This is a genomic window from Amycolatopsis sp. NPDC004378, from assembly GCF_053602455.1.
In genome coordinates, this window is record NZ_JBSGDR010000002.1 from 347,977 (window position 1) to 360,236 (window position 12,260).

Annotated in this window: 12 protein-coding genes; 8 read left to right on the forward strand and 4 right to left on the reverse strand. The window is 70.7% G+C overall.

The features are described 5' to 3' along the window. Positions 1-31 precede the first annotated feature (31 nt). The 6 genes from ACWEN0_RS09290 to ACWEN0_RS09315 all read left to right on the forward strand — a co-directional run bounded on the left by ACWEN0_RS09290 (position 32) and on the right by ACWEN0_RS09315 (position 5,962). Positions 32-1,624 (forward strand): protein kinase family protein, encoded by a 1,593-nt coding sequence (locus tag ACWEN0_RS09290; RefSeq protein WP_451970751.1) that lies wholly within the window; start codon positions 32-34, stop codon positions 1,622-1,624. A gap of 31 nt (positions 1,625-1,655) precedes the next feature. Beyond that, on the forward strand, positions 1,656-2,279 hold the full coding sequence (sigM, locus tag ACWEN0_RS09295) for an RNA polymerase sigma factor SigM (protein ID WP_451970754.1): 624 nt from the start codon (positions 1,656-1,658) through the stop codon (positions 2,277-2,279). Then, complete coding sequence (locus ACWEN0_RS09300; RefSeq protein ID WP_451970758.1) at positions 2,276-3,049, forward strand: hypothetical protein; 774 nt, start codon at positions 2,276-2,278, stop codon at positions 3,047-3,049. Before sigM ends, ACWEN0_RS09300 begins: the two co-directional genes overlap by 4 nt. Before the next feature lie 138 nt (positions 3,050-3,187). After that, positions 3,188-4,180 carry a thioredoxin-disulfide reductase gene (trxB, locus tag ACWEN0_RS09305; protein ID WP_451970761.1) on the forward strand — a complete coding sequence of 331 codons (993 nt, stop codon included), beginning with the start codon at positions 3,188-3,190 and terminating at the stop codon, positions 4,178-4,180. 36 nt (positions 4,181-4,216) lie between these two features. Beyond that, positions 4,217-4,540, forward strand: a complete 324-nt coding sequence (gene trxA / locus ACWEN0_RS09310) for a thioredoxin (RefSeq protein WP_072475336.1) — start codon at positions 4,217-4,219, stop codon at positions 4,538-4,540. Positions 4,541-4,813: 273 nt separating this feature from the next. Then, positions 4,814-5,962 carry an N-acetylmuramoyl-L-alanine amidase gene (locus tag ACWEN0_RS09315; RefSeq protein ID WP_451970764.1) on the forward strand — a complete coding sequence of 383 codons (1,149 nt, stop codon included), beginning with the start codon at positions 4,814-4,816 and terminating at the stop codon, positions 5,960-5,962. A gap of 199 nt (positions 5,963-6,161) precedes the next feature. Here the strand turns inward: ACWEN0_RS09315 and ACWEN0_RS09320 are convergent, their stop codons facing one another. Further along, a complete protein-coding gene (locus tag ACWEN0_RS09320; protein ID WP_451970767.1) occupies positions 6,162-6,806 on the reverse strand; it encodes a GNAT family N-acetyltransferase in 645 nt (214 codons plus the stop codon). 212 nt (positions 6,807-7,018) lie between these two features. Here ACWEN0_RS09320 and ACWEN0_RS09325 point away from each other — a divergent pair, with 212 nt between their 5' ends. Together ACWEN0_RS09325 and ACWEN0_RS09330 are read left to right on the forward strand one after the other, a co-directional pair. Then, on the forward strand, positions 7,019-8,338 hold the full coding sequence (locus ACWEN0_RS09325) for an aminotransferase-like domain-containing protein (protein ID WP_451970770.1): 1,320 nt from the start codon (positions 7,019-7,021) through the stop codon (positions 8,336-8,338). 24 nt (positions 8,339-8,362) lie between these two features. After that, positions 8,363-9,307 carry a D-alanine--D-alanine ligase family protein gene (locus tag ACWEN0_RS09330; RefSeq protein WP_451970773.1) on the forward strand — a complete coding sequence of 315 codons (945 nt, stop codon included), beginning with the start codon at positions 8,363-8,365 and terminating at the stop codon, positions 9,305-9,307. A gap of 120 nt (positions 9,308-9,427) precedes the next feature. On the opposite strand, the gene ACWEN0_RS09335 is transcribed toward ACWEN0_RS09330, so the two are convergent. The 3 genes from ACWEN0_RS09335 to rsmG form a co-directional block, all read right to left on the reverse strand. After that, on the reverse strand, positions 9,428-10,438 hold the full coding sequence (locus ACWEN0_RS09335) for a ParB/RepB/Spo0J family partition protein (protein WP_451970776.1): 1,011 nt from the start codon (positions 10,436-10,438) through the stop codon (positions 9,428-9,430). Beyond that, positions 10,435-11,361 (reverse strand): ParA family protein, encoded by a 927-nt coding sequence (locus ACWEN0_RS09340; RefSeq protein WP_451970779.1) that lies wholly within the window; start codon positions 11,359-11,361, stop codon positions 10,435-10,437. The genes ACWEN0_RS09335 and ACWEN0_RS09340 overlap by 4 nt, the downstream gene beginning before the upstream one ends. Positions 11,362-11,438: 77 nt before the next feature. Continuing rightward, a complete protein-coding gene (gene rsmG / locus ACWEN0_RS09345; protein WP_451970781.1) occupies positions 11,439-12,122 on the reverse strand; it encodes a 16S rRNA (guanine(527)-N(7))-methyltransferase RsmG in 684 nt (227 codons plus the stop codon). Positions 12,123-12,260: the final 138 nt, after the last annotated feature.

The window sequence follows — 12,260 nt, forward strand, 5'->3', positions numbered from 1 at the left end:
GAAAACGGGGATCGAGCGGGAGCGAGTGAGGGTGGACACGAGGCGGAGCGAACAGGCGGGGGGTGCGAACCACGTGGGCAAGGCCCAGGTCGGATCGCTGGCCCCCGGGCGTGTGGTCGGCGACGGCCGCTACCGCCTCCTCGCGCAGTTCGGCGTGGACGAGCGGGGTGACGCCCACCTTTGGCGCGCCCGGGACGGGCAGCTGAAGCGGGACGTCGCGCTGACCCTGCTGGTCGGCGACCCGGCCGACCCCGAAGCGGCCCGCCAGGCCCGGCGCACCCTCGAACGCGCCACGCACGCGTCCAAGTTCGGCCACGGCGGTGTCGCCCGCGTGCTCGACGTCCTCGCGCTCGGCAGTGGCATCACCTCCAGCGAAGGCCTGCTCGGCGTGGTGGTCGCCGAGTGGACCAAGGGCAGCGACCTGGTCGACCTCGTCGCGCAGCGCCCGGTGGCCCCCGGCGCGGCCGCGCGGATGGTCCAGGCGCTGGCCGAAGCCGTCGAACAGGCCCACCAGAACGGGCTCGTCCTCGGGCTCGACCACCCGCAGCGGCTGCGGCTGACGCCGAACGGCGCGCTGAAGCTCGCGTTCCCCGGCCCGCTGCCGGAGGCGACGCTGCGCGACGACGTCAAGGCGCTCGGCGCGGTCCTCTACCTGCTGCTGACCGGCCGCTGGGCGCTGCCCGGCGGCCCGCCCGCGATCCCGCCGGCCCCGATGTCGCCGCAGGGCCGGATCGTCCCGCCGCGCCAGCTGGTGCCGACGGTCCCGGCGGACCTGTCGTCGCTGGCCGTGCGCACGATCGAGGACGGCGGCAACGGCGGCATCCGCACCAGCGCGGCCATCCTGCGCGTCCTCGACCAGGTGGCCGAGGAGGAAGAGCGCACCCAGCTGATCAAGGCCGTCGGCGGCGACCCGGCCGAGCCCGAGGGCACGGTCTGGACCACGAAGAAGCCGGTCAAGGACGTCGCGCGGCGGCGCAAGCTCGCCCTCGGCGTCACCGTGCTGGTGGTCGCGACCGTCGTCATCCTCGCCTGGGGCGGGCTGATGCTGATCAACGTCTTCCAGGGCGATTCGAAGGCGAGCGGGCCGACGATCAACGTCGCGGCGCCACCGGCGTCGAGCCAGTCCGCCGCCCCGCCGCCCGCGTCGTCGTCGCAGGCGCCGCCGCCGTCGTCGGCCGCGCTGGGCGCCCCGGTGGACCCGAAGGCCGTGGCGGTCTACAACCCCGAGGGCAAGGGCGACAACCCCGGCCGGGCGAAGAACGCGATCGACGGCGACCCCGGCACGGTGTGGAAGACCGAGCAGTACAAGCAGCAGTTCCCGACCATCAAGCCCGGGGTCGGGCTCGTCGTCACGTTCCAGGACCCGATCAACCTGAGCCAGGTCAAGGTCAGCGGCGGCACCGCGGGCACGAAGGTCGAGATCCGCTCGGCGACCGAGAAGAACCCCGACTTGGCGGACACGAAGGTGGTCGGCAACGGCGACCTCCAGGACGGCGACACGACGATCCCGCTCGCCCAGCCGACGCAGGGCCAGTTCTTCATCATCTGGATCACCCAGCTCGGCGGCAGCGACGGCGAGTACCTCACCCAGATCGGTGACCTGACCTTCCTGCCTGCGGGGTGACGCACCCGACAGGGTCAGTAGGCTCTGCCGGGTGACAGCTGCAGCTCCCACGGATGCGGATCTGATAGCGGCTCACGCCGCGGGGGACCCTCATGCGTTCAGCGAACTCGTCCAGCGACATCGCGACCGCATGTGGGCTGTCGCCCTGCGCACGGTCCGGGACCCGGAGGAGGCCGCGGACGCGTTGCAGGACGCGTTCATCTCTGCTTTCCGGGCCGCGGACAAGTTCCGCGCGGAGTCGCAGGTCACCACGTGGCTGCACCGGATCGTGGTGAACGCCTGCCTCGACCGGATCCGCCGCCGCCAGGCCCGGCCGACCGTGCCGCTGCCGGAGACCGGCTTCAACGAGCCGGCCACCCCGCGCGACTCGATGGCCGAACGGGAAACCAGCCTGCTGGTGCGGCAGGCGCTGGACCAGCTGCCCGAGGACCAGCGGGCCCCGATCCTGCTCGTCGACGTCGAGGGGTACTCGGTCGCCGAGACCGCGAAGATGCTCGGCATCGCCGAAGGCACCGTGAAGAGCCGGTGTGCCCGGGGCCGCGGAAAACTCGCGAAGGTTCTCGGACACCTGCGGAACCCCGATGCGATTGCGAACGTCCCAACTCACGAAAGCAAACGGGCCGGGCGTCAGCCGGGTAGCGGGGAGGGACGATGACGGACGAAAGCCGGGGGATCGGGGGGACCGTCGGTCCGCCCTGGTCTGTCGACGTGCTCGCCGATCTCCACGCCGGTGTCCTGGACGAGACGCGGGCGGCGGAGCTGTGGCCCCTGGTCAACGCCGATCCCGAAGCCCGCGCGATCCTCGACGCCCTCGACTCGACGCAGTCCGACCTCGCCTCGCTCGCCGACGCGCCCGCCCCGCCGATGCCCGCGGAGTTCGCCGCCCGGCTGGACGCGGCGCTGGCCGCCGAAGCAGCGGCCAGGTTTCCGCGCCAGGCAGGTCCGGCACCGCAGGACGCCCAGGTGGTGGACCTCGCGGCGGCCCGGCGGCGCCGGAACAAGCGGCTCGGCTGGGCCGCCGGCGTCCTGACCGCGGCCGCGGCGGCGATCGTCGCCGTGACGGTCGCGATCCCGTCGACGTCGCAGCAGAGCGGCACGCCGAACGTGGCCGCCCCGGCACCCACGGGCCCGTCGGTCGGCAGCGACGGCAGCGGCGCACAGGCCCTGATCGGCAAGGCGGTCGGCGTCCGCGACTTCGGCCCCCTGCAGAACGAGGACCGGCTGGACGCGTGCATCGCGGCCGCCGGGCTCGACCCGAAGGTGCGGCCCGAGGGCATCCGCCCGGTCAACGTCGGCGGCAAGGCCGGCGTCATGATCATCCTGACCACCGGAAAGCTCGCCCAGTTCCGGCTCGTGGCCTTCGGCGCGGACTGCGGACCCGGCAACCCGGCTGTGCTGTTCGACAAGGTCGTCGGGGAGAAGTAGCGGCTGTGACATCCGGGGCTTCGCCCCGGTCCCGGGGCTCCGCCACCCGGAACCCCCATGAGCGCTGTCACGGCTGGGAACATGGCCACCTACGATCGTGTTGAGCCTGGTACAGGTCACTACGAGCGGAGGTCACGGGTGGCTGCCGAAGAAATCAGGAACCTGATCGTCGTCGGGTCGGGTCCTGCCGGATACACCGCTGCCGTTTACGCGGCACGAGCCCAGCTGGAACCGCTGGTGTTCGAGGGCACGCAGTTCGGCGGCGCGCTGATGACGACGACCGAGGTCGAGAACTTCCCCGGGTTCCGCGACGGCATCATGGGTCCGGACCTGATGGAGGAGATGCGCAAGCAGGCCGAGCGCTTCGGCGCCGAGCTGCGCGCGGAGGACGTCGAGTCGCTCGAGCTGACCGGGGACGTCAAGTACGTCGTCGCGAACGGCAAGCGCTACGCCGCCCGCGCGGTCATCCTCGCCATGGGTGCCGCGGCGCGGTACCTGAACGTGCCGGGCGAGCAGGAGCTGCTCGGCCGCGGCGTCTCGGCCTGTGCGACCTGTGACGGCTTCTTCTTCCGCGACCACGACATCGTGGTCGCCGGCGGTGGCGACTCGGCGATGGAGGAGGCGACCTTCCTGACGAAGTTCGCGAAGTCCGTCACGATCGTCCACCGGCGCGACGAGTTCCGCGCGTCCAAGATCATGCTCGAGCGCGCCCGCGCGAACGAGAAGATCAAGTGGCAGCTGAACTCGCAGATCACCGGGGTGCTCGGCGACGGCAAGGTCGAGGGCCTGCAGCTCAAGGACACCAAGGACGGCTCCGAGTCGACGCTCGACGTGTCGGGCTTCTTCGTCGCCATCGGTCACGACCCCCGCAGCCAGCTGGTCAAGGGGCAGGTCGACCTGGACGAGGACGGCTACGTCATCACCAAGGGGCGCAGCTCCTACACGAACCTCGACGGCGTCTTCGCGGCCGGCGACCTGGTCGACCGCACCTACCGCCAGGCGATCACCGCGTCCGGCTCGGGGTGCAGCGCCGCGATCGACGCGGAACGATGGCTCGCGGAGCACGGCGAGTCGGCGGCGCACGAGGCGGCCGAGCTCGTCGGCGGCGGCTACGGCGCGGGCACCAACTGACTTTCCGGCGTTCAACCACCCCTTGGAGGAGAAACCATGGCCAACACCGTCAAGGTGACCGACGCGACGTTCGTCGACGAGGTCCTGACCAGCGAGAAGCCCGTCCTGGTCGACTTCTGGGCCACCTGGTGCGGCCCGTGCAAGATGGTCGCCCCGGTGCTCGAGGAGATCGCGGCCGAGAAGGGTGACAAGCTCACCATCGCCAAGATCGACATCGACGAGAACCCGAACACGCCGCGTGACTACCAGGTGATGTCGATCCCGACGCTGATCCTGTTCCAGGGCGGCAAGCCGGTGAAGCAGATCGTGGGCGCGAAGCCGAAGGCCGCGCTGCTCTCGGATCTCGCCGACGTCCTCTGACGCGGACCACACCCGGCGGACCCGGGGCCTGCGGGAACCCTCCCGCGGACCCCGGGTTCCGTACGTTCGGGGGTAATGCGCCCGGTGTGGGTGAATCGAGCGTGACGAGGACCACCGGGAGTGCTCCACTATCGGGCTCTTGACGCACCTACCGGGCCTGCGCTGTCACCGAGAGTTGGCAAGGCACAATAGAGGACCTGGGCCCGTCCCAGCGAAGGTTTTCTTGCCACGCACCGAGCCCCCGGTCGGTGCCCTAGGAAGAGCGAGGAGTGCATGCGGGTACTCCGCCGCGGTGACGCCGGTCCGGACGTCGCCGAGATCAGGTCCATCCTGGCCGGGATGGACCTGCTCCCGCCGGTCACCGGTACCGACGGCTACGACACGTTCGACGTCGCCGTGGAGCACGCCGTCCGTGCCTTCCAGCAGCGCCGTGGGCTGATGACCGACGGCCTCGTGGGTCCGGCGACCTTCCAGGCGCTCAAGGGCGCCAGCTACCACCTGGGCAGCCGGCTGCTGTCCTACTCGATCGCCGCGCCGGTGCACGGCGACGACGTCTTCACGCTGCAGGAGCGCCTGACCGAGCTCGGCTTCGACGCCGGCCGCCCCGACGGCTACTTCGGCCCGGCGACCGAGCGCGCGCTCAAGACGTTCCAGCGCGACATGCGGCTCTCGCCGGATGGCATGTGCGGCCCGGCGACCATCCGCGAGCTGCACCGCCTGTCCTCGCCGCGGGCCCGGGGCGGCCGCCCCGTGTTCCTGCGCGAGCAGGAGCAGGTGCGCCAGGCCGGTCCGCGCCTGCGCGGCAAGCGCATCGTGATCGACCCCGGCCACGGCGGCGACGACCTCGGCGTGGTCGCGAACGGCCTGCGTGAGGCCGACATCTCCTGGGACCTCGCCCGGCGCCTGGAAGGCCGGATGAAGGCCACGGGCATGGAGGCGCTGATCTCCCGCGGCCCCAACCACAGCCCGACGGAGCTGGAGCGCGCCCGCTTCGCGAACGACGCGGGTGCGGATCTGTTCCTCTCCCTGCACAGCGACGGCAACCGCTCGCCGCGGGCCCAGGGCATCGCGAGCTTCCACTTCGGCACCGGCAACGGCACCACGTCCACCGTCGGTGAGCTGCTGGCCGGCTTCATCCAGCGCGAGGTCGCGGCCCGCACCGGCATGCTGGACAACCGCACGCACTACAAGACGTGGGAGATCTTCACCCGCACCCGCTGCCCGGCCGTCCGGGTCGAGATCGGCTACCTGACGAACCCGGACGACGCCCGCAAGCTCGGCGACCCGGCGTTCCGCGACATCGTCGCCGAGGGCATCCTGATCGCCGTCAAGCGGCTGTACCTGCTCGGCGAAGGCGACCAGCCGACGGGAACGTTCACGTTCGCCGACGTCCTGGCGCACGAGCTCGCGAAGGCCGAATAGGGCCGACCACAACCCCTAGCGGCTCACCTTCACCTGTCCCACCACACCTGGGGACGCGCGCGTGCCGTCCCCAGGTTCGAGGGCAGTTCTCCACAGCTTGTCCACCGCGTCTATCAGCGCTCTGTGGATAACTCGGCACTTCTTCCACAGTCGTGCGCACACGACGGAATCCGTCGGCGCAAACGTTTGCGGGCAGGTGCTACGCGCGGCCGAGGCTGGGCTCGGCGGTGGTGATCGTCACCTGGCCGAGCAGCCGTTCGAGGGCCGCCTCGACGTCTTCCTTCCAGGTGATCGCCGAGCGCAGTTCGAGGCGCAGGCGCGGCCACTTCTGGTGCGGGCGGACGGTCTTGAAGCCGACGCTCTGCAGGAACGCGGCCGGCAGCACGCAGCTGTGCCCGCCGTCCGGGTCCAGCTCTTCGGGGCGCGCGTCGCCGAACGCCTCGATCGCGCGCACGCCGCGCTTGGTGAGGTCCTTGGCGACCGCCTGGACCAGCATCCGGCCGAGCCCGCCACCGCGGAACTCCGGCAGCACCTGGAACGCGGTCAGCAGGACGGCGTCCGCGCTCGGCGGCGACGTCGGGAAGGCCAGCGCACGCGGGACGGCGTTCGGCGGGGCGTACAGCACGAACCCGACCGGCAGCGTGTCGCTGTAGACGATGCGGCCGCAGGAGCCCCACTCGAGCAGCACGCTCGAGACCCAGGCTTCCTTCTCGACCTCGGTGGCGCCGAACTCCTCGGCCTGGTTCTTCAGGTGCGGGGCCAGTTCCCAGTAGACGCACCTGCGGCAGCTCTTCGGCAGGTGCTCCAGGTTGTCCAGTGTGACGCCCACGACGCGACGCGACACCCGCGACCTCCCTGACCTGCGCTCCCGACCGGCTGCCCGGTCGTCAAGCCGCGCTTGACCACGGCACGAACACGGGAGCCATGGTCGAGGATAGGCCGATGTGACAAGCGCCGAAAGGCCAGGGGGTCCTGTTGGTGCCCGGTTACACTCGATGGGATCCGCCGTGCTCCTCAGGAGCAGCCCCTGTACACCGAGCCCCGGGTGAATCGTCGATGACCGAGAACCGCCCCAGCAAGCCGCAGAGCGGCCGCCAGAACCTCGACCCGCACCTCGAGCGGTACGCCGCGCGCACCGCCGGGATGACCGCCTCGGAGATCCGGGCGCTGTTCGCGGTGGCCAGCCGGCCCGAGGTCGTCTCGCTCGCCGGCGGCATGCCGAACCTGGCCGCGCTCCCGCTCGACACGCTGTCCGCGCAGGTGGCGGAGATCATCGCCGACGAGGGTCTCGTCGCGCTGCAGTACGGCTCCGCCCACGGCGTCCCGGTGCTGCGCGAGCAGATCTGCGAAATCATGGCCCTGGAAGGCATCAAGGCGCACCCGGACGACGTCGTGGTGACCGTCGGCTCCCAGATGGGCCTGGACATGGTCACGCGGCTGTTCTGCGACCCGGGCGACGTCGTGATCGCCGAAGGCCCGTCGTACGTCGGCGCGCTGGGCTCGTTCGCCGCGTACCAGGCGCAGGTCGTGCACGTCGAGATGGACGACCAGGGCCTGGTGCCCTCGCTGCTGCGCGAGGCGCTCGACCGGACGGAGAAGGCCGGCCGCCGGGTCAAGTTCCTCTACACGATCCCGAACTTCCACAACCCCGCCGGCGTGACGCTGGCCGTCGAGCGCCGCGCGGAGATCCTCGAGATCTGCCGCGAACACGGCGTCCTGGTCGTCGAAGACAACCCGTACGGGTTGCTCGGCTTCGACGGCCAGACGTACCCGGCGCTGCGCTCGACCGACCCCGACAACGTCGTGTACCTCGGCTCGTTCTCCAAGACGTTCGCCTCCGGCCTGCGCGTCGGCTGGGTGCTCGCGCCGCACGCCGTGCGCGAGAAGCTCGTGCTGGCGGCGGAGTCGGCGACGCTGTGCCCGCCGACGCTCAACCAGATGATCGTGTCGCGCTACCTGGCCACCCACGACTGGAAGGGCCAGATCAAGAAGTTCCGCGAGAACTACCGCGAGCGGCGGGACGCGATCCTCTCCGCGCTCGACCAGTACCTGCCCCCGGGCTGCTCGTGGACCAAGCCGGACGGCGGATTCTACGTCTGGGTGACGGTGCCGGAGGGCGTCGACACGAAGGCGATGCTGCCGCGTGCGGTGACCGCGCGGGTGGCGTACGCGTCCGGCACCGGCTTCTACGCCGACGGCTTCGGCAGCCGCCAGATGCGCCTGTCGTACTGCTACCCGACGCCGGAGCGGATCCGCGAGGGCGTGCGGCGGCTGGCCGCGGTGCTCGAGTCCGAAATGGACCTCGCGCGCACCTTCGGTAACGTGAGCGCGCGCCAGATCCAGGGACCGCAGAACCCGTCCCCGGACACGGTCTAAATCTTCGTATAAGGAGTTTCCACGGTGGTCGACCGTACCGTTGCCGTGCTCGCCGGCGGGCTTTCGCACGAGCGCGACGTCTCGCTGAGGTCCGGGCGGCGGCTGTCCGCGGCGCTCAAGTCCGAGGGCCTCGGCATCGAGGAGTGGGACACCGACGCCGGGCTGCTGGAGCGCCTGCGCACGCAACGGCCGGACGCGGTGGTCGTCGCACTGCACGGCGGCGAGGGCGAGAACGGCTCGGTGCAGACGGTCCTGGAGATGCTGGACGTGCCGTTCGTCGGCACCGGCTCGCAGGGCTGCCGCCGCGCGTGGGACAAGCCGACGGCGAAGGCGCTGCTGCAGAAGGCCGGTTTCGTGACGCCGGGCTGGGTCGTGCTGCCGCACAGCACGTTCCGCGAGCTGGGTGCCCAGGCGGTGCTCGACGCGATGGTGGAGCGCCTCGGCCTGCCGCTGATCCTCAAGCCCGACCAGGGTGGCTCGGCGCTCGGCACCCAGGTGGTCCGCGAGGCCGCGGAGCTCCCGGCGGCGATGGTCGGTTGCTTCGCATACGGCGACACGGTGCTCGCCGAGCGGTTCGTGGACGGCGTCGAGGTGGCCGTGACGGTCATCGAGGGCGAGGACGGCCCCGAGGCCCTGCCCGCGGTCGAGATCGTCCCCGAGAGCGGCGTGTACGACTACACGGCCCGCTACACGGCCGGCCTGACGGACTTCTTCACCCCGGCCCGTCTCGACGACGCCGGCGCCAAGGCGGTGGCCGAGCTGGCCGTCGCCGTGCACCGCGTGCTCGGGCTGCGCGACATCTCCCGCACCGACGCGGTCGTCGCGGCGGACGGCACGGTGTACTTCCTCGAAGTGAACCCGTCGCCGGGCCTGACCGAGACGTCGACGGTCCCGATGGCGATCGAGGCCGCGGGCAAGTCGCTCGGCACGGTGTTCGCCGAACTGATCGGACGCGCGATCTCTCGCTGACCCGTCACGCACGAAGGCCGCCTCGGAACTTCCGTGGCGGCCTTTCGTGTGATCACCAGTTGTGGTCACCGCGACTGCGTCGAGCAATCATCACCGTGACGAAACACCCCGGGGTGATCCCTAATCGGTTTTCGGTGTCTGATTCGTCTCGTTTTCGTCGATCATCGCGACGATCCGCTCGAGGTCGTCCACCGAGCCGAACTCGAACACGATCCGGCCCTTGCGGCGGCCGAGGTCGACCTTCACCCGGGTGTCGAACCGGTCCGAAAGCCGGTTCGCGAGGTCCTGCAACCCCGGCGCCTGGATCGGCTTGCGCGGCGCGGGCTTCGGCTTGGCCGGCTTCTCGCTCTTCTTGAGCGTGACGGCTTCCTCGGTCGCCCGGACCGACATGCCTTCCGCGATGATGCGGGCGGCGAGCTCTTCCTGGCTGTCGGCGTCCTCCAGCGAGAGCAGCGCGCGGGCGTGGCCGGCGGACAGGACGCCCGCGGCCACCCGGCGCTGCACCGGCAGGGGGAGCTTGAGGAGCCGGATCGTGTTGGTGATGACCGGGCGGCTGCGGCCGATCCGGCTCGCCAGCTCCTCGTGCGTGACCGCGAATTCGTCGAGCAGCTGCTGGTACGCCGCCGCCTCTTCGAGCGGGTTCAGCTGGACGCGGTGGATGTTCTCCAGGAGCGCGTCGCGCAGCATCGACTCGTCGGCGGTCTGCCGGACGATCGCCGGGATCGCCTCGAGCTCCGCCTGCTGCGACGCCCGCAGGCGGCGCTCGCCCATGACGAGCTCGTACTCGTCGTTCCCGAGCTCGCGAACCACGATGGGCTGCATGAGCCCGAACTCGCGGATCGAGTGCTCGAGTTCGGCGAGCGCGTCCTCGTCGAAAACCTGCCGCGGCTGCTTCGGGTTGGGCTTGATGGAGCTGACCGGGATCTCGCGGTAGACCGCGCCGGCGACCTCGCCGCTGACCTCGGGACGCTGGCCGGCCGCGCCGTTCGCCGCGAACCAGCCCTTCTCTTCGGCCGCCTTCTTCTCCGCCGCCGAGGCGTCACCGGGCGCGGGCAGGGGACCGCCGGTCGCCGGCCCGGTCGGGATCAGGGCGGCGAGGCCGCGCCCCAGTCCTCCTCTGCGCTCGGTCATGTCGAACTGCCCCTCTCCATCTGTGCGCCGCGCTCGGCGATCTCCTTGGCCGCGTCCACGTAGCTCATCGCGCCGCGCGAGCCGGGGTCGTAGGCGAGCACGGTCTGGCCGTACCCGGGTGCCTCGGACACCTTCACACTGCGCGGGATGACGGTCTTCAGGACGGTGTCGCCGAAGTGGTTCCGGACCTCGTTCGTCACCTGGTCCGCCAGCTTGGTCCGGCCGTCGTACATGGTGAGGAGGATCGTCGAAACGCGGAGCTCGCGGTTGAGGTGCTGCTGCACGAGCTCGATGTTGCTCAGCAGCTGCCCGAGTCCCTCGAGCGCGTAGTACTCGCACTGGATCGGGATGAGCACCTCCTGCGCGGCGACCATCGCGTTGACGGTGAGGAGGCCGAGCGACGGCGGGCAGTCGATGAAGACGTAGTCGACGCCGATCTCGTTGAGGATCTCCGAGGAGATGGCCTCCTTGAGCCGTGACTCGCGGGACGCCATCGAGACGAGCTCGATCTCGGCACCGGCGAGGTCGATCGTCGCGGGCACGCAGAAGAGGTTCGGGGACTGCTCGGTCGGCTGCGCCGCGTCCGCGAGCGTCACCTCGCCGATGAGCACCTCGTAGATCGAGGGGGTCCCGGATCGGTGGTCGACGTCGAGCGCGGTGCTCGCGTTGCCCTGTGGGTCGAGGTCGACGACGAGCGTCTTGAGCCCGTGGACGGCGAGCGCGGCGGCGAGGTTGACCGTGCTGGTGGTCTTGCCGACGCCGCCCTTCTGGTTGGCGACGGTCAGCACGCGGCGACGGCCGGGGCGGGGGAGTTCCCCCTCCTTCGGGTGCAGCAGGCGAGCGGCGCGGGCGGCTTCTTCGGCGATCGGGGTCCAGCCCACGTCGGGGGTGGTCTCCGTGGAGTCGGACGGCGGGGGATTCACCGGTCTCGACACCTCCTCCATGTAGACGTCTGGTCAGTGGTCGAGTCGCGTCGTTTCACGTGGAACATCGCGGCCCGTTAACGCTTCCTGCTCCGCGCCTTCGGCTTGGCTGCCGTCGGCAGGCGACGGATCTTCACGACCGTGCTGGGGACCTCTAGTACGGCGGCACCGCATTCGACGATCAGAGGAGCGGCCCCGCCGGCCTTCCGGATGGCGGCACCGTCCCGCTCGATCTCGTCCGCCGCGCTGGCGCCCTTCAGAGCGACCAGGAAACCATCGGGACGAACGAGCGGCAGGCACCAGTCCGCGAGCCGGGCGAGCGGGGCGACCGCGCGAGCGGTGACGATGTCCGCGCCACCGAGCTGCTCACGCACAGGCCGCTCCTCCGCGCGTCCACGGACGATGGTGATGGGGAGTTCCAGCTTCTCGGCCACCTCGGCCAGCCAGTCCACCCGGCGAGCCATCGGTTCAAGCAAGACGATACTGAGGTCCGGTCGCGCGATCGCGAGCGGTACTCCCGGAAGCCCCGCGCCCGACCCGACGTCGACGACTTTCGCGCCTTCGGGCATCTGCTCGCCGATGACGGCCGAGTTGAGTACGTGCCGCTCCCACAGCCGCTCGACCTCCCGCGGCCCGATCAGCCCACGCTCGACCCCGTGACGCTCGAGGAGTTCGACATACCCGGCGGCTTGGTCCACGCGCTCACCGAACACCCGCCCCGCCGCGGCCCGCACCGACTCCGCGGCTCGCTCCAAGCTCACTCCGTCTACTCCTCATCCGCGCGTTTCACGTGAAACGGCGCTCGCTCGATTGTCCCTGAAGTCGAGACGAAAACGAGCCGACAGACCGCAGATGTGGACAACTCCACTCACCCGGCGGCGGTTCCACGTGAAACACGG

Coding starts and splice junctions, on each gene's coding strand:
- ACWEN0_RS09300 (WP_451970758.1), top strand. CDS start 2,276: ATGACGGACGAAAGCCGGGGGATCGGGGGGACCGTCGGTCCGCCCTGG.
- trxA (WP_072475336.1), top strand. CDS start 4,217: ATGGCCAACACCGTCAAGGTGACCGACGCGACGTTCGTCGACGAGGTC.
- ACWEN0_RS09315 (WP_451970764.1), top strand. CDS start 4,814: ATGCGGGTACTCCGCCGCGGTGACGCCGGTCCGGACGTCGCCGAGATC.
- ACWEN0_RS09325 (WP_451970770.1), top strand. CDS start 7,019: ATGACCGAGAACCGCCCCAGCAAGCCGCAGAGCGGCCGCCAGAACCTC.
- ACWEN0_RS09335 (WP_451970776.1), bottom strand. CDS start 10,438: ATGACCGAGCGCAGAGGAGGACTGGGGCGCGGCCTCGCCGCCCTGATC.